This window comes from Celeribacter baekdonensis (assembly GCF_003047105.1).
Classification (GTDB): Bacteria; Pseudomonadota; Alphaproteobacteria; order Rhodobacterales; family Rhodobacteraceae; genus Celeribacter; species Celeribacter baekdonensis_B.
The window spans coordinates 2,336,673-2,352,441 of sequence record NZ_CP028475.1 but is presented as its reverse complement, the minus strand read 5'-3'; the positions used below and the strand labels follow the sequence as shown (position 1 = coordinate 2,352,441).

Sequence of the window (15,769 nt, the reverse complement as noted above, 5' to 3'; positions counted from 1 at the left end):
TGAGGTAAAGGCGATTTTATCGCGCAGGAGACTTGCACATTCGTGCGCCGCACAGTTGCACGGCGCGCAGGCATTCTCTAAATGCATATTCATGACCCTGAAACCGATCCTCATCCACCCCGACCCGCGCCTGAAAAAGGTCTGTGACCCTGTGACCGAGTTCGACCGCGACTTGGCCCGGTTTGCCGACGATATGTTGCAGACCATGTATGAGGCGCCGGGCATTGGCCTTGCCGCGCCGCAGGTTGGTTTGACCAAACGCATGTTGGTGATGGATTGCGTCAAGGAGGCCAATGGCACGCCTGAACCGATGGTTTTGGTGAACCCGGCGGTGACTTGGTCGAGTGAGGAAAAGAACGTCTACGAAGAGGGCTGCCTGTCGATTCCCGGTCAATATGCTGACGTGGAACGGCCGAAAAGCGTGCGCGTGAGTTGGCTTGATGTCGAAGGCAAAGCGCATGAAGAGGAATTCGATGCGCTTTGGGCGACCTGTGTTCAGCATGAAATCGACCACCTAGATGGCATTTTGTTCATTGATTATCTCAAGCCACTCAAACGTCAGATGATCACCCGCAAAATGCAAAAGCTTAAACGAGATCGGACGCGGGCCTGATGGCCGTTTTGGACATTTTGCTTTGGCCGGATGCGCGACTCAGCACGCTTTGTGCCCCGGTCGATCAGATTACGGATGACATCCGCAAGCTGGCGGCGGATATGTTGGACACTATGTATGCCGCCCCCGGTCGTGGCTTGGCTGGCCCCCAAATTGGCGCGATGCTGCGGCTGTTCGTCATGGATGCGACGTGGAAAGAGGGCATCAAATCTCCCCTCGTCATGATCAATCCCGAGATCCTCTCTCACTCCGATGAGAGCATTGAGATGGACGAGGCCTGCCTGTCCATTCCCGGCGTGGACGCGCCGGTGACAAGACCCACGCGGATCACAATCCGCTGGACGGATTTGACCGGCGCGACATATTTGCGTGAAATGGATGGGGCCGAAGCCCGGATCGCCCAACACGAATTCGATCACCTCAATGGCCGTGTGCATTTCGATCGTCTTGATGCCAAAGCCCGTGCGCATTTGGAGGCCGCATATCTATGACCCAGCGCCCGTTTATCCCCTATCCCGACACCCGTCTGAAAACCGTGGTGCCGCCGGTGGCGGAGATCACCGACGAGATCCGCCTGATCTGGGACGATATGATCGAGACCATGGATGCGATGCCGGGCTATGGCTTGGCCGGGCCACAAATCGGGGTGATGATGCAACTTGCCGTGGTTGATTGTTCGGACGAGCGTGGCAAGGCCGTGCGTATGGCCAACCCAAAGGTGCTTCATGCTTCGGTGCAGCCGCGTGACCACGAAGAAGCCTCGCCCAACCTGCCGGGCATGTCTGCCGTTGTCACGCGTCCGCGCGCAGTGACGGTGCAGTTTCTCAATGAGGCTGGGGAGATCGAGGAGCGCGATTTCGTGCATCTTTGGGCCACGTCGGTGCAACATCAGATCGACCACTTGAATGGCAAAATGTATTTCGACCATCTCAAGCCTGTGAAACGCCAAATGTTTTTGAAAAAGGCGAAAAAAGCGGGGGCGATGAAATGAGGGTGATCTTTATGGGGTCGCCGGAGTTTTCGGTGCCCGTGCTTGAGGCGTTGGTGGATGCGGGGCATGAGATTGCGTGCGTCTATTGCCAACCGCCGCGCCCGGCAGGGCGGGGGAAAAAGGATCGTCCGACGCCGGTTCAGGCACGGGCCGAAGGCTTGGGCTTGCCGGTCCGTCATCCGGTCAATTTCAAAGACCCCGAAGATGTCGCCGAATTCGCCGCGCTCAACGCCGATATTGCTGTGGTCGTGGCCTATGGTCTGTTGCTTCCACAGAGCATTTTAGACGCGCCGAAACAGGGTTGTTTGAACATTCACGCCTCGCTCCTGCCGCGGTGGCGCGGGGCCGCGCCGATCCATCGGGCGATTTTGGCAGGCGATACCACGACGGGCGTTTGCATCATGCAGATGGAGGCGGGGCTCGACACCGGCCCAGTGCTATTGCGTCGTGAAACGTTGATTTCGGCGGCGGATACGACGGCAAGCCTGCATGATAGGCTTTCGGACATGGGGGCGGCTGCGATTGTTGAGGCGCTGTCAACGTTGCCTGAACTGAGCGCTGTGTCGCAGCCCGCCGAGGGCGTGACCTACGCCAAAAAGATCGACAAATCCGAGGCTAAAATCGACTGGACCCGTCCCGCCACCGAGATTGACCGCCAAATTCGCGGGCTGTCCCCCTTTCCGGGGGCTTGGGCGGACTATGCAGGTGAGCGGATCAAATTTCACGCCTCACGGTTGGTCGATGGTGCGGGCCGTCCCGGTGAGGTGATAGACAGGTTCACCATTGCCTGCGGTGATGGCGCTGTCGCAATTCTCACCGCGCAGCGCGAAGGGAAACGTGCTATGCCAGTGAGTGACATCCTCAAAGGGATGGATGTCCCAAAAGGCAGCCATTTTGCGTGAGGTCACCCGATGTTTCCAGTTCTGATCGGCACAGTGTTCATCGCGGGTATCGTTGGATATGCTGTTGAAAAAACGGGATTTACCAATAACGGCTACCTGCCCTCGATCATCATCTGCATTGGCGGAGCGTTTTTGGCCTATTTCCTTAAGCTGATGTTCGGCATCGGGTTAAATCCACCCGGCGTGAATGCCATCGTCTCCTCACTCGGCGCGCTGATCATTGTGCCGACCCATTGGCGCAGGCGGTGATAGGAGAGTGGCATGTTTGGGCTTTTGGCGATTCCCGGGATGGTGTTTCGGCTGTTATTTGGCCTTTGTCTTTGGCTGATGTTCCGCCCCGGCGGGTGGTTTGTCGTCTGTTGCATCGGCATTGCGGCAACCTGGTACATCAAAGCCTAAGCGCGCGGCGGGCGGGATTTATAGACGGGCAGGGACCAGCCAAACATTAGGCTTCCGGCGCGTAGGCCGAATGTCAAAACAGCGCATGAAATATAAGAATAAATGGGTGTAAAATCCAAATAGGATGCGGTGATCATCGCGATCGCCCCGGCCAAAGCTGCCGAGGCATAAAGCTCGCCTTGGGTCAAAATCAGCGGCACTTCGTTACAGACCACATCGCGCATCAAACCGCCAAAACACCCGGTGGCCACCCCCATCAGGGCAATGATCACCGGTGGCTGACCCAGTTTAAGCGCCACACCTGCGCCTGCGGCCACCGCCACGCCAAGAGCAATCGCATCAGCCCACATCAGGGCTTTGAGACGGCTTTCAAACAGATGCGCGGTGAAAAACACCACGGTGGCAATCAGCGTGGCGATCAGAATGTACGTGGGATCAGCGATCCAAAACACCGCGTCTCGGTTGAGCAATACATCCCGGATCGTGCCGCCGCCGACCGCCGTCAAACAGGCGACAAAGGAAAAACCGACGATGTCGAGCTGGGCTCGCGATGCGGCCAAAGCGCCGGAAATCGCGAAGACGATGACTGAGGTGTAATCGAGGGCGGAAAGAACGCTCATTTCGCGGCTTTCTTAAATGGGGCCATCCCGGCGCGGGCAAGCTCGTCGGCCTGTTCGTTTTCGGCATGCCCCGCGTGGCCTTTGATCCATTTCCACGTCACGTTGTGTGTGTGTTGCGCCGCATCAATGCGTTGCCACAGATCGACGTTTTTAACTGGCTTTTTGTTGGCGGTTTTCCAACCGTTGCGTTTCCAACCATGAATCCAACCCGTTACGCCATTTTTGACATAGGCGCTGTCCGTGGTGATGGTGATGTCGGTCGGGCGCGTCAGGGTTTCGAGTGCATTGATCGCGGCCAAAAGCTCCATCCGGTTGTTCGTGGTATCGGGTTCGCCGCCTTTCAGCTCACGTTCCTTGACGATCGTATCCCCGTCCATCGCCCGCATCACCACACCCCAACCGCCAGGGCCGGGATTTCCAGAGCAGGCACCATCGGTCCAAGCGTGAATTTCGGGCATGTCGTTCCTTTTCGTGAGGTCTCAGGGGACGCGCAAAGGGCCATTGCGGGAGCGCCTCATTAGCGGATCATGCAAGCTCTCGCAACACGCGCGGGACTTTGAATTCGACGTTTTCCTGTGCGGTTTCGACCAGTTCAACCGTGACGTCATAGCGGGTTTTGAAGGCGTCGATCACCTCGTTGACCAAAAGCTCAGGCGCGGAGGCACCAGCGGTGATGCCGACGGATTGGATGCCCGCCAGAGCGCGCCAATCAATGTCGGTGGCGCGTTGGACAAGCTGAGAATAGGCACAGCCATTGGCAGATCCGACCTCGACCAAACGTTTGCTATTTGAACTATTGGGCGCACCAATGACCAAAAGAGCGTCTATATGTGATGAAATGGCTTTCACCGCCGCTTGCCGATTGGTGGTGGCGTAACAGATGTCTTCTTTGTGCGGGCCGATGATGTTTGGAAACCGCGCGCGCAGAGCGTTGATCACATCCACAGTGTCATCGACCGACAATGTGGTCTGGGTGATAAAGGCCAGTTTTTCGCCGTCACGCACAGACAGCCCGGCCACATCTCCCGGCGTTTCGACCAAAAGCACTTCGCCCTCTGGCAATTGCCCCATGGTGCCGATGGTTTCCGGGTGACCGGCATGGCCAATCATCACCATTTGAAGTCCAGCCTCGAAATGGCGTTCGGCTTCGATATGGACCTTGGACACCAGCGGACAGGTGGCGTCGACATAGACCATCTCGCGTTTGGCGGCTTCGGCGGGCACGGCTTTGGGCACGCCATGGGCGGAAAAAATCACCGGGCGGTCATCGGGGCAATCTTCCAACTCTTCGACAAAGACCGCCCCTTTGTCGCGCAGGCTATCGACGACGAATTTGTTGTGAACGATCTCGTGGCGCACATAGACAGGCGCGCCCCATTTTTCTATCGCCAGTTCGACGATTTTAATGGCGCGATCAACGCCGGCGCAAAAGCCACGAGGGGCTGCAAGGTAAAGGGTCAACGAGGGTTTGGTCATGGCGCGCTCCTGTTGTCACAAGAGGTAGGGCGAAATGGGCGCGGGTGCAATGTTTCGGAGCGCGTCGATGGCAATTGCCTGAATAGAAATGGCCCGAACATCTGTCCGGGCCATGATGATGTGCAACGAGGAAATGAGGGGGTTATTCGTCGAAGTTGCCTTCTTCGCGCGGTTCGCGCGCCGGACGGCCGATCACATTGCGCAGCTCTTCAAGTTCGATGAAATTATCGGCCTGACGGCGCAGTTCGTCGGCAATCATTGGTGGTTGCGAACGAATGGTTGAGACCACGGAGACGCGCACGCCTTGGCGTTGCAGGCTTTCGACCAAGGGACGGAAATCGCCATCGCCAGAGAAGATCACAATATGATCCACTCGGGGGGCAAGTTCCATTGCATCGACTGCCAGTTCGATGTCCATGTTGCCTTTGATTTTGCGACGCCCCATGGAATCGGTGAATTCCTTAGCGGGTTTGGTCACCATGGTGAAACCGTTGTAATTCAACCAATCGACCAGCGGCCGGATCGGAGAATACTCATCGTTTTCGAGCAGAGCGGTGTAATAAAACGCACGCAGAAGTTTGCCGCGGCGCATGAATTCCTGTCGGAGAAGTTTGTAATCGATATCGAAACCCAGCGACTTGGCGGCCGCATAGAGATTCGATCCATCGATGAACAAGGCAAGTCGTTCATCTTTGTAAAACATCAAAAGGTCCTTTTGGGTTGTTTTTTGTTGGGCCTTCCCGAATGGGCGACCAAGTGTTCGTGGCTTTCTGGTGCTGTCAGTAGTACGAAACGCATCAAATATGAACTTGTCTAAAAATATAGGGTGGCGGTGATCGTGTCGCGAGATGTTGATGAAAAATACGCGAAAATACGCGCATGGGTTGCATTTGGTGCCAATTTGCCCTCGGAAACGGGCGAGCCGGTCGAAACGCTGTTCTCAGCGGTGCAGGACCTGCGCGACATGGGGGTGGCTGTCAGGGGGGCGAGTCGGGTTTTTGAGACGCCGTGCTTTCCTGCCGGTGCCGGTCCATCTTACATCAATTTTGCAATTGAAGTCGAGACGGTGTTGACGCCAGAAGCGCTCCTGAGCCTGTTGCATGAGATTGAGGCCCGGCATGGTCGGGTGCGCAAAACGCGGTGGGCGGGGCGGTCGATTGATCTTGATCTGATGGCAATGGAGGGCAAGGTGCGCCCGGATGTGACAACCGTCCAGCGCTGGATTGATTTGCCGATGAGCGCCCAGACCACGCAAGCGCCTGAGACATTGATCCTGCCGCATCCGCGCATCCAAGATCGGGCATTTATGCTGATTCCCTTTGCCGATTTGGCACCCGATTGGGTGCACCCGTTGAGCGGAAAAACCGTAGCCGAGATGATTGACGCTTTGCCTGATGCGGAAAAAACCGAGGTAAAAGCGCAATCGGGCCTTGAAATCCCCGTGAATTAAGGGGAGAGGGCGCTTGTCAATGGGAAGCCTTGCGCCTAAATAGGGCCTTTGTACCCATCCGTCCAACGATTGGAGATCCACATGGCCCGCGTCACAGTTGAAGATTGCGTCGACAAAGTCCCGAACCGTTTCGAGCTTGTGATGCTTGCAGCTCACCGTGCGCGTGAGGTTGCGGCTGGCTCTGCGTTGACCGTGGATCGTGACAACGACAAAAACCCGGTTGTGGCTCTGCGTGAGATCGCTGAGGAAACTCAGTCCGCCGACGCGCTGCGCGAGCGGATGATCGAAAGCCAACAGACCCAGATCGAGGTCGACGAGCCGGAAGACGATCAAATGGCTCTGCTCATGGGCCAAGAACAGGACAAGCCGGTCGAAGACGACATGTCCGAAGAGAAGCTCCTGCGCGCCTTGATGGAAGCACAGGGTCAGAACTAAGGGCGCTATGGCGCCCCTCAAAGGAGTTTGCGGACCGAAATGATCGACGTCGAAGACCTGATCGCTCTGGTCCGTAACTATAACCCAAAAACAAACGCCGATCTCATCCGGGAGGCTTACGCCTACGGGCGTGAGATGCATGAGGGGCAGTTCCGCCGTTCGGGCGAGCCGTATTTCACTCATCCTGTTGCTGTTGCCGCGATCCTGACCGAACAGGCGCTTGATGATGCCACCATCATTACCGCCCTGTTGCATGACACGATTGAGGACACCAAATCGACCTACAGTGAGGTCGAGCGCAAATTCGGCACCGATGTGGCCGAGTTGGTCGATGGGGTGACGAAACTCACCAATCTGCAACTGTCCAGTTCTGAGACCAAACAGGCGGAAAACTTTCGCAAACTGTTTATGGCGATGTCGAAAGACCTGCGCGTCATTTTGGTCAAACTCGCCGATCGCTTGCACAACATGCGCACGATCAAATCCATGCGCCCCGAAAAGCAGCTGCAAAAAGCGCGCGAAACCATGGACATCTATGCACCGCTTGCGGGCCGGATGGGTATGCAATGGATGCGCGAAGAATTGGAAGATCTCAGCTTTCGCGTGATCAACCCAGAAGCGCGCAATTCGATCATTCGCCGCTTTATCACGCTGCAACGCGAGACCGGCGATGTGATCCATAAAATCACCAATGACATCCGTGCCGAGCTTGAAAAAGAGGGCATTGAGGCGGACGTGTTTGGTCGCGCCAAAAAGCCCTATTCGATCTGGCGTAAAATGGAGGAGAAACAACAAAGTTTCTCCCGCTTGTCAGACATTTACGGTTTTCGCGTCATCACCCGTTCCGAGGGCGATTGTTACCGCGTTTTGGGCGTGATCCACCAACGTTGGCGGGCTGTACCAACCCGGTTCAAAGACTATATCTCTCAGCCGAAATCCAACGGCTATCGTTCGATCCACACCACCGTGTCGGGCCGCGATGGCAAACGGGTTGAGGTGCAAATTCGCACCCGGCAAATGCACGAAGTGGCCGAGTCTGGCGTGGCGGCGCATTGGTCCTATCGCGATGGTGTGCGGGCCAAAAACCCGTTTGCGGTCGATCCGGCCAAATGGTTGGCGCAGCTCACCGAGCGGTTTGAAAACGCTGAAGACCACTCCGAGTTTCTCGAACACGTCAAACTCGAAATGTATTCGGATAAGGTGTTTACCTTCACGCCCAAAGGCGAGGTGGTGTCCTTACCGAAAGGCGCGACGCCGCTTGACTATGCTTACGCGATCCACACTCGGATTGGGAACAGCTGTGTCGGTGCCAAGGTGGACGGCATTCGTGTGCCGCTTTGGACCCGGTTGAAAAACGGTCAGTCGGTCGAAATTCTCACCGCCGAAGGGCAGCGCCCGCAAGCCACGTGGATCGACATTGTCGTGACCGGACGTGCCAAGGCCGCGATCCGCAAATCTCTGCGCGAAGAAGACCGCGAACGGTTCATCAAATTGGGCCGGGAATTGGCGCGCGTGGCCTTTGATCACGTTGGCAAAAAATCCTCCGAAAAGGCACTGGCGACGGCGGCGAAACAAATGTCGTTGGTCAGCGCCCAAGAGCTTTTGGCGCGGCTTGGCTCGGCTGAATTGGCGGCCTCCGATGTGGTTCGCGCGGTTTACCCGGAATTGGTGCGCACCAGCGGCGCGATTGATTCCAAACGTGCGGTTTTGGGCCTTTCTGAGGGCGAAAGCTACAATCGTGCGCGATGCTGCCAACCGGTGCCCGGTGAGCGCATCGTTGGCATCACCTATCGCGGCAAGGGTGTGGTGATTCACGCGATTGATTGCCCGGCGCTTGAGGAGCTGGAGACGGAAACGGGGCGCTGGGTGGATTTGCAATGGCATGCCGGCCCCCATGCCGCGGAACATACCGTATCACTCGACATTACGATTTCGAATGATACGGGCGTTTTGGGCAAAATTTGCACCTTAATCGCCGAACAAAAGGCCAATATCTCGGATTTGCAATTTCTTGATCGCAAACCGGACTTTTACCGTTTGATTGTAGATGTCGATCTGCGAGACGTAGAACATCTTCATGCTGTTATGCTTGCACTTGAGGCCGAAAGCGACGTTGCGCGCGTTCGGCGGTACAGGGATTTGACCAGAAAGCCCTAAACACGAGATCCACGGGGGATGATGTGGTCTTCAAGCGCCGGGAAAAACTGACGCCATTGAAATGGCTGTCGCAGGTGATCTGGCCGAAAGGCGGATGGTCCCGCGCGGCGCGCTATCTTCAACATCGTCTGCATCGCCTGCCAGACACGCCGCATAAAATTGCGCGCGGCGTGTTCGCGGGGGTGTTTACCGTGTTTACCCCATTCTTTGGACTTCACTTTTTCATCGCCTACGCGATTGCCAAGCTCAGCCGTGGCAATGTGATTGCCGCCTTGCTGGCCACCTTTGTCGGCAATCCGTTGACCTATGTTCCGATTGGCGTGATCTCGATGAAGATGGGACATTTCATCTTGGGCACGCGGTTTGATCACGAGGCGGAGCGTTCTTTGGTCGGTAAATTTTTTGATGCCGCTGATGATTTCTGGCAAAACTTTTTGGCGCTCTTCACCGAACGTGACACCAATTGGGATGCGCTCATCCGGTTCTTTCACGAGATTTTTCTACCCTATCTGGTTGGGGGAATTTTGCCGGGGATCGTTGCGGGTTTGGCGGCCTATTACGTCACTTTGCCAATGATTGCCGCCTATCAGAAAAGCCGGCGCGGGCGCTTGAAGGCCAAGCTAGAGGAACTCCGGCGCAAAAAGGCCGCCGCCAAAAAGGGTCCGCCGAATAAGGTGTGAACAGGATGTGATCGGTGTGATCAAGAATTCGCGGTTTTCTTTCGACGCAGGCGCGGTATTGTCAGCCGCAACCTGAATAAACCGTCAAGGACACTGAATATGACTGCGACAAGCGTGCTGCGTCTTGGGATGAACATTGACCATGTGGCCACCGTGCGCAATGCGCGTGGCTCGGCTTATCCGGACCCGATCCGAGCGGCAAAGCTGGCCGAAGAGGCGGGCGCCGATGGGATCACGGCGCATCTGCGCGAAGACCGCCGCCACATCACCGACGATGACATCGAACGCCTTGTCGCAGCGCTCTCTGTGCCGCTGAATTTCGAAATGGCCGCGACCGATGAGATGCAATCCATTGCGCTGCGCCACAAACCTCATGCGGTTTGTATCGTCCCTGAAAAACGCGAAGAACGGACCACCGAAGGCGGGCTTGAAGTCGCGCGCGAAGAAAACAAATTGGCTCATTTCATTGCACCTTTGCGGGACGCGGGCTGTCGTGTGTCGATCTTTATCGCGGCGGACAAACGCCAAATTGAGGCCGCGCATCGGATTGGGGCCGCCGTGGTCGAATTGCACACCGGGGCCTATTGCGACCTCCATGCAGAGGGCGATTTTGCTGCGCGTGATGAGGAGCTGAAACGTCTCACCGAAATGGCCGCGTTTGCGGCGGATTTGGGTCTGGAGGTCCATGCGGGCCACGGTTTGACCTATGACACCGTTGCTCCGATTGCCGCCTTACCGCAGATTGTCGAACTGAACATCGGCCATTTTCTTATTGGCGAGGCGATTTTCCGTGGCATCAAACCGGCGATTGCCGAAATGCGGCGGTTGATGGATGCGGCGCGTCTTGAGGTGTCTGCGTGATCCCGTTTTCTGACCTCTGGCCGATTTTGCTGGGCTGGGCGATTGCCGTCGGCTCTCCGGGGCCAGCGATCTTGGCCATCGTCGGGGCCGCTATGGGCGGCGGGCGCGCCAATGGCTTTGCCGTGTCCACCGGCGTGTGGTGCGGGTCGTTGTTTTGGGCCACCCTTGCGGGCTTCGGTCTTGGTGCGGCGATGATGGCCCATGCGTGGCTGCTCGACGCGCTGCGCTATGTTGGGGCCGGGTATCTTTTGATCCTCGCCATTAAATCGGCACGATCCGCGATGTCAAAAAGCGAGGCCAAGGTGCGTGCCGTAGATGAGCCGCTGCGTGTGTCCTTTCTCAGGGGTCTAACCATCCACGTCATGAACCCGAAAGCCATCCTGTTTTGGGGCGCGTTGTTTGCGGTCGTGATTCCCGACGGCGCGGAACCCATCGCGCTTGTGCAAGTCGGCGCGTCTTGTCTGGCGGTGTCGTTCACGGTGATGTCCGCCATGGCTTTTGCGTTTTCGACCCGCTTGATCGCGCGGGGTTATTTGCGGCTTCATCGGGTGTTTGAAGGCGCATTTGCCGCTTTGTTTGGCTTTGCCGCCCTCAAAGTTTTGACAGCGAAAGTGGTGTGACATGACGGGTCTCCGAGGAATTTTGGCGCTTCTCATCGCGGCCTTGCCGATCACGGCTCAGGCACAGGAGGTCACGCCCTGTGACTGGCGCGCCTCGGCTGGCTCTGTGGTTGAGCCTTGGGGTGAAAATGCCCGGACCTTTGCCAATGGTGCGGTGCGGCTTGCGCTTTTGGACACGATTGAACCGGCGGCGGCTGCGTTTCACATTTTGGTCCTGTCGCCGCCGTTTGACGAGGTCGGTGGGCGGCAATGCCGCGTCATTTCTGCCGATGCGGCGGGGAGCGGGTTTGAGGCGGTAGATTTTGCCGCCCTTGAGGCCGATTATGAGCCGTCAACCGGGCTGTTGTTCATGATGCCTGCCCGCCTTTATGACCCCGAGGACGGTCCGGCCAAAATGGGCCGGCTGAGTTTTGCGCTGAACCAAGCCACGGGCGAGATCGCCACAGTGTTTGAGGCTCCGAAATGATCCTCGGGATTGGCACGGACCTTGCCAATATTGACCGGATTTCCGGTACTTTGGCCCGCTTTGGCGACCGATTTAAAAACCGCGTGTTTACGGAGGCGGAACAACACAAAGCCGAACGTCGTCGCGACGTTGCGGGCACCTATGCCAAACGCTGGGCCGCCAAAGAAGCCTGTTCCAAAGCCTTGGGGACGGGGCTCGCCATGGGCATTTCATGGAAAGACATGGCGGTCAAAAACCTTGCCTCTGGGCAGCCGGTGATGGAGGTCACAGGGTGGGCCAAAGAGCGGTTAGAGGCGATGACCCCGTCGGGTCATGAGGCAATCATCCATGTCACGTTGACCGATGATCACCCTTGGGCGCAGGCCTTTGTGGTGATCGAGGCGCGCCCGACCGGGCTGTGAGCGCCTCTAAAGCTGCGAAAACCCACTCATTGCGGGGGTTTCATGGGGCTTTGCCTTGACTCCAATCGCGCCGCCTTCCATGTAGCCGGGGACCGGTATCCAAATCCCCGCCAAAGCCCCCAAAGGACCTGAATTCAGATGAGCAGCACCAAAGACAGTGTGGTCGAAACCATCAAAACCATCGTCTACGCCCTTTTGATTGCGGGGATTTTTCGGACCTTCTTTTTTCAGCCGTTTTTCATCCCCTCAAGCTCGATGAAAGACACGTTGCTGATCGGGGATTTTTTGTTCGTCAATAAGATGAGCTATGGCTATTCGAAGTGGTCCTGCCCGATGGCCTTTATGTGCCCGGTGTCTGGACGTATCCTGTTCACCGAACCCGAGCGCGGCGATATCGTTGTGTTTGAACACCCCACCAAACATGTCACCTATGTCAAACGTCTGATTGGCCTGCCGGGCGACCAAGTTCAACTGAAAAACGGTGTGGTCTTTATCAATGGCGAAGAGGCTGTCCAGACCCCCGATGGTGTGTTTGTCGAAACCTTTGAACCCCAAGGCGCGGCGGGGAACAAGCCGAAATGCAGTAATCCTTCTCCGGGTTTAGGCGCTGATTGCGTGAAAGAAAAATATATCGAAACCCTGCCTGGCGGACGTCAGCATTCGATCCTGAATGTCAGCAATGGCGGCGCCGATAACACCAATGTTTACACCGTCCCCGAAGGCCAATATTTCTTCATGGGTGACAACCGCGACAATTCCACCGACAGCCGCTTTGCGCAGCCGTCTGGTGTGGGGTTTGTGCCTGCCGAATATCTACTTGGTCGGGTGGATCGCGTGATCTTTTCTTCCGCTGGCAAACACCTTGTGTATTTCTGGACGTGGCGCAAAGACCGTTTCTTTAAGGAGCTTCAGTGAAGATTTCGACCGAACTCCAAGCGTTTCAACAGCGGCTGGGCTATGAGTTTTCTCAGCCCGAGCTTTTGATGCGTGCCGTGACCCACAGTTCGATTTCTTCTGTCACCCGCCCGGACAATCAACGGCTTGAATTTTTGGGCGATCGGGTGCTTGGGCTGGTGATGGCTGAGGCTCTGTTTGAAGTCGATCGCAAGGCGTCTGAAGGGCAACTTGCACCGCGGTTCAATGCGTTGGTGCGTAAAGAGACCTGTGCCGATGTGGCCCGCGAGATTGATCTTGGGGCTGTGCTTAAACTGGGCCGGTCAGAGATGATGTCTGGTGGACGTCGCAAAGAGGCGCTTTTGGCGGATGCGATGGAAGCGGTGATTGCCGCCGTCTACCGCGATGGCGGGTTTGCCGCCGCCAAGACGCTTGTGCGCGGCCTGTGGAGCACGCGGATCGACACGGTCGAAGATGACGCGCGCGATGCCAAAACCGCACTTCAGGAATGGGCTCAAGCCCGTGGTCAGAAGCCGCCCAAATATACCGAAATTTCTCGTAAAGGCCCTGATCATGCGCCGGTGTTCACCATTGAGGTGACGCTGGAAAGCGGTGAGACGGCGCAATCCGAGGCAACGTCCAAACGTCAGGCTGAACAAGCGGTCGCCAAGGCGCTTTTGACCAAACTGGAGGCCAAATAACATGGCTGAGACACGTTCTGGCTTTGTGGCCTTGATCGGCGAACCGAACGCTGGCAAATCGACCCTTCTCAACCGGATGGTTGGGGCCAAAGTGTCCATCGTCACCCACAAAGTGCAAACCACCCGTGCCCGCATTCGCGGTGTGGCGATTGAGGGCGATGCACAAATCGTTTTCGTCGACACGCCGGGTATTTTCAAACCCAAACGCCGCTTGGACCGGGCCATGGTCACGGCTGCATGGGGTGGCGCTGCCGATGCAGATGTCGTGGTGTTGTTGGTTGAGGCGCACCGTGGCCTAACCGAGGGCGTCGAGGCGATCCTTGCCGCACTTGACGAACAAGACGCTCAATACAAAGGTCCGCCACGTAAAATCGCTTTGGCGATCAATAAGATCGACATGGTCCCGGTCGAAAAACTATTGGATATGACCAAAGTTTTGAACGAACGCCGCAATTTTGTGGAGACCTTTATGATCTCCGCTGAAAAGGGCCGTGGGGTCGATGACCTGCGCAAATGGTTGGCCAAGGAATTGCCCGTCGGCCCGTGGCTGTATCCCGAGGATCAGATCGCCGATCTGCCGATGCGGATGATCGCGGCGGAAATCACCCGCGAAAAACTGACGCTGAACCTGCACCAAGAATTGCCTTACCAGCTCACGGTCGAGACCGAAGCCTGGGAAGAGCGCAAAGATGGATCGGCCCGTGTCGATCAGATCGTCTATGTGTCCCGCGATGGCCACAAGGGCATCATTTTGGGCCACCGTGGCGAGACGATCAAACGGATTTCGCGCGCGTCGCGCGAAGAGCTAGCGGAGTTTCTGGGTCGGCCCGTGCACCTGTTTTTGCAAGTCAAAGTACGCCCGAATTGGTTGGAAGAGGCCGAACGCTACGGCGAGATGGGCCTAGACTTCAAAGACGGAAACTGATGGCGCGGCTGACCGCAGAGGTCTGGGTTTCGGCCTATTTGACGCGGCTGCGCTTGGCCGACATTCCGGTGTTTGTGGTGAAAAAGGGCGACTTGACTGCGGGGGCCGTGATGATCAAACTCAACACGCTTGATGGTCAGGCCAAGGCGTTTCAGCGCGAATTTAACCTGATGGAGGATCGCCGCGATTGGGCGGTCCTGTTTGAGGGCGACGAGCGTGATGTCGACGCTGCTTTGATGAAGCAACGTGGTTTTGACCCCGACCTTTGGATCATCGAGGTCGAGGACCGTCAAGGGCGCACGCTTTTGGATGAGCCCGGTTTGAGCGATTGAGCCTCAAGGATGACCCTGTCTGATTGACGTCGCCGGGGTTGCGGGGCAGGGTTCCATGAGTATTTTTGCCAAAAAGAAGCAGGGGCGCGCGCATGATTGAATGGCGCGATGAAGGGGCGGTTTTGGCTGTGCGTAAGCATGGCGAGACTTCTGTGATCGTCGATGTGTTCACTGAGAACCACGGCCGCCATGCGGGTGTCGTGCGGGGGGTATTTCGCGCAAAATGACGCCGCATCTGCAGCCCGGTGGGCAGGTCAGCGTGACGTGGAAAGCGCGGCTTGAAGATCATCTGGGGGCGTTCACTTTTGAACCCGTTAAGGGGCGCGCCGCCGCTGTGATGGACGACCCTTTGGCGCTTGCAGCGCTCAATGCGGTCACCGCGATGTTGGCTTTTGTGCTACCGGAACGCGAGGCGCATGGCTATCTCTACGTTGACAGCATGCGGCTTTTGGATCGTCTGGGCACAGACCCAATGTGGCCTTTGGCCTATCTGCATTGGGAGGTGTCTCTGCTCGAAGAATTGGGGTTTGGCCTTGATCTCTCGGCCTGTGCGGTGACGGGATCGCATGAAGATCTCATCTATGTCTCCCCGAAATCCGGGCGTGCTGTGTCACGTTTGGGGGCGGGGAGTGGGCGGACCGGATGTTGCCGTTGCCGCAATGTTTGCTCGGGCAATCCTCGTTGAATTTCACGGAAATTTCGCAAGGGCTGACCACGACAGGACATTTCCTGAGCCGGATTGCGGCGGAGTTGTCCGATCGACCGATGCCCGCAGCGCGTGACCGGCTTTTGGACCGGATCGCAAAAAAGGCGGCGCAGGAGGCACCGCCTTTTTAAAGCTGTTGC

The 15,769-nt window shown here is 57.0% G+C and carries 22 protein-coding genes and 1 pseudogene; 19 read left to right on the top strand and 4 right to left on the bottom strand.

Annotation, left to right across the window (positions count from 1 at the left end):
• Positions 1-91 precede the first annotated feature (91 nt).
• Genes def (DA792_RS15240) through DA792_RS22285 form a run of 6 tightly spaced genes read left to right on the top strand, consistent with a single transcriptional unit; the run spans position 92 to position 2,905 of the window.
• Complete coding sequence (gene def / locus DA792_RS15240; RefSeq protein WP_107720772.1) at positions 92-613, top strand: peptide deformylase; 522 nt, start codon at positions 92-94, stop codon at positions 611-613.
• Positions 613-1,104, top strand: a complete 492-nt coding sequence (gene def / locus DA792_RS15235; RefSeq protein WP_107720770.1) for a peptide deformylase — start codon at positions 613-615, stop codon at positions 1,102-1,104. The genes def (DA792_RS15240) and def (DA792_RS15235) overlap by 1 nt, the downstream gene beginning before the upstream one ends.
• On the top strand, positions 1,101-1,604 hold the full coding sequence (gene def / locus DA792_RS15230) for a peptide deformylase (RefSeq protein WP_107720768.1): 504 nt from the start codon (positions 1,101-1,103) through the stop codon (positions 1,602-1,604). The genes def (DA792_RS15235) and def (DA792_RS15230) overlap by 4 nt, the downstream gene beginning before the upstream one ends.
• Positions 1,601-2,506, top strand: a complete 906-nt coding sequence (fmt, locus tag DA792_RS15225) for a methionyl-tRNA formyltransferase (RefSeq protein WP_107720766.1) — start codon at positions 1,601-1,603, stop codon at positions 2,504-2,506. The genes def (DA792_RS15230) and fmt overlap by 4 nt, the downstream gene beginning before the upstream one ends.
• Before the next feature lie 9 nt (positions 2,507-2,515).
• Complete coding sequence (locus tag DA792_RS15220; RefSeq protein ID WP_107720764.1) at positions 2,516-2,755, top strand: hypothetical protein; 240 nt, start codon at positions 2,516-2,518, stop codon at positions 2,753-2,755.
• A gap of 12 nt (positions 2,756-2,767) precedes the next feature.
• A complete protein-coding gene (locus DA792_RS22285; protein ID WP_159075287.1) occupies positions 2,768-2,905 on the top strand; it encodes a hypothetical protein in 138 nt (45 codons plus the stop codon).
• Here the strand turns inward: DA792_RS22285 and DA792_RS15215 are convergent.
• From DA792_RS15215 to DA792_RS15200, 4 genes are all read right to left on the bottom strand, one after another.
• On the bottom strand, positions 2,902-3,525 hold the full coding sequence (locus DA792_RS15215; RefSeq protein WP_107720762.1) for a trimeric intracellular cation channel family protein: 624 nt from the start codon (positions 3,523-3,525) through the stop codon (positions 2,902-2,904). The genes DA792_RS22285 and DA792_RS15215 overlap by 4 nt on opposite strands.
• Positions 3,522-3,983: a ribonuclease HI gene (gene rnhA, locus DA792_RS15210; protein WP_107720760.1), complete on the bottom strand. Its 462-nt coding sequence runs from the start codon at positions 3,981-3,983 to the stop codon at positions 3,522-3,524. Before rnhA ends, DA792_RS15215 begins: the two co-directional genes overlap by 4 nt.
• Positions 3,984-4,050: 67 nt before the next feature.
• Positions 4,051-5,001, bottom strand: a complete 951-nt coding sequence (gene ispH, locus DA792_RS15205) for a 4-hydroxy-3-methylbut-2-enyl diphosphate reductase (protein ID WP_107720757.1) — start codon at positions 4,999-5,001, stop codon at positions 4,051-4,053.
• Between the two features lie 142 nt (positions 5,002-5,143).
• Positions 5,144-5,704, bottom strand: a complete 561-nt coding sequence (locus DA792_RS15200) for a LabA-like NYN domain-containing protein (protein WP_107720755.1) — start codon at positions 5,702-5,704, stop codon at positions 5,144-5,146.
• Positions 5,705-5,839: 135 nt separating this feature from the next.
• On the opposite strand from DA792_RS15200, the gene folK reads away from it, so the two are divergent.
• The 13 genes and pseudogenes from folK (at position 5,840) to recO (ending at position 15,760) form a co-directional block, all read left to right on the top strand.
• Complete coding sequence (folK, locus tag DA792_RS15195; RefSeq protein ID WP_254679267.1) at positions 5,840-6,451, top strand: 2-amino-4-hydroxy-6-hydroxymethyldihydropteridine diphosphokinase; 612 nt, start codon at positions 5,840-5,842, stop codon at positions 6,449-6,451.
• An 81-nt stretch (positions 6,452-6,532) separates the two neighbouring features.
• Positions 6,533-6,886, top strand: coding sequence for a DNA-directed RNA polymerase subunit omega (gene rpoZ, locus DA792_RS15190; protein WP_009569925.1), 354 nt, complete (start codon positions 6,533-6,535; stop codon positions 6,884-6,886).
• 39 nt (positions 6,887-6,925) lie between these two features.
• Positions 6,926-9,043: a RelA/SpoT family protein gene (locus DA792_RS15185; protein WP_107720750.1), complete on the top strand. Its 2,118-nt coding sequence runs from the start codon at positions 6,926-6,928 to the stop codon at positions 9,041-9,043.
• Positions 9,044-9,066: 23 nt separating this feature from the next.
• A complete protein-coding gene (locus tag DA792_RS15180) occupies positions 9,067-9,723 on the top strand; it encodes a DUF2062 domain-containing protein (RefSeq protein ID WP_107720748.1) in 657 nt (218 codons plus the stop codon).
• 99 nt (positions 9,724-9,822) lie between these two features.
• Positions 9,823-10,584 carry a pyridoxine 5'-phosphate synthase gene (locus DA792_RS15175; RefSeq protein ID WP_107720746.1) on the top strand — a complete coding sequence of 254 codons (762 nt, stop codon included), beginning with the start codon at positions 9,823-9,825 and terminating at the stop codon, positions 10,582-10,584.
• On the top strand, positions 10,581-11,204 hold the full coding sequence (locus DA792_RS15170) for a LysE family translocator (RefSeq protein WP_107720744.1): 624 nt from the start codon (positions 10,581-10,583) through the stop codon (positions 11,202-11,204). Before DA792_RS15175 ends, DA792_RS15170 begins: the two co-directional genes overlap by 4 nt.
• Position 11,205: 1 nt before the next feature.
• Positions 11,206-11,670, top strand: coding sequence for a hypothetical protein (locus tag DA792_RS15165; RefSeq protein WP_107720742.1), 465 nt, complete (start codon positions 11,206-11,208; stop codon positions 11,668-11,670).
• Positions 11,667-12,071, top strand: coding sequence for a holo-ACP synthase (gene acpS / locus DA792_RS15160; RefSeq protein ID WP_107720740.1), 405 nt, complete (start codon positions 11,667-11,669; stop codon positions 12,069-12,071). Before DA792_RS15165 ends, acpS begins: the two co-directional genes overlap by 4 nt.
• Before the next feature lie 138 nt (positions 12,072-12,209).
• The gene (gene lepB / locus DA792_RS15155; RefSeq protein WP_107720738.1) at positions 12,210-12,986 is read left to right on the top strand and encodes a signal peptidase I; all 777 of its coding nucleotides are present in this window, start codon (positions 12,210-12,212) and stop codon (positions 12,984-12,986) included.
• On the top strand, positions 12,983-13,666 hold the full coding sequence (gene rnc, locus DA792_RS15150; RefSeq protein ID WP_107720735.1) for a ribonuclease III: 684 nt from the start codon (positions 12,983-12,985) through the stop codon (positions 13,664-13,666). The genes lepB and rnc overlap by 4 nt, the downstream gene beginning before the upstream one ends.
• Position 13,667: 1 nt before the next feature.
• Positions 13,668-14,591: a GTPase Era gene (gene era, locus DA792_RS15145; protein WP_009569913.1), complete on the top strand. Its 924-nt coding sequence runs from the start codon at positions 13,668-13,670 to the stop codon at positions 14,589-14,591.
• Entirely contained in the window at positions 14,591-14,923 is a 333-nt protein-coding gene (locus DA792_RS15140; RefSeq protein ID WP_107720733.1) for a DUF1491 family protein, read from the top strand. Before era ends, DA792_RS15140 begins: the two co-directional genes overlap by 1 nt.
• A 92-nt stretch (positions 14,924-15,015) precedes the next feature.
• Positions 15,016-15,760 (top strand): annotated as a pseudogene (gene recO / locus DA792_RS15135) (DNA repair protein RecO).
• The last annotated feature ends 9 nt before the right edge of the window (positions 15,761-15,769 follow it).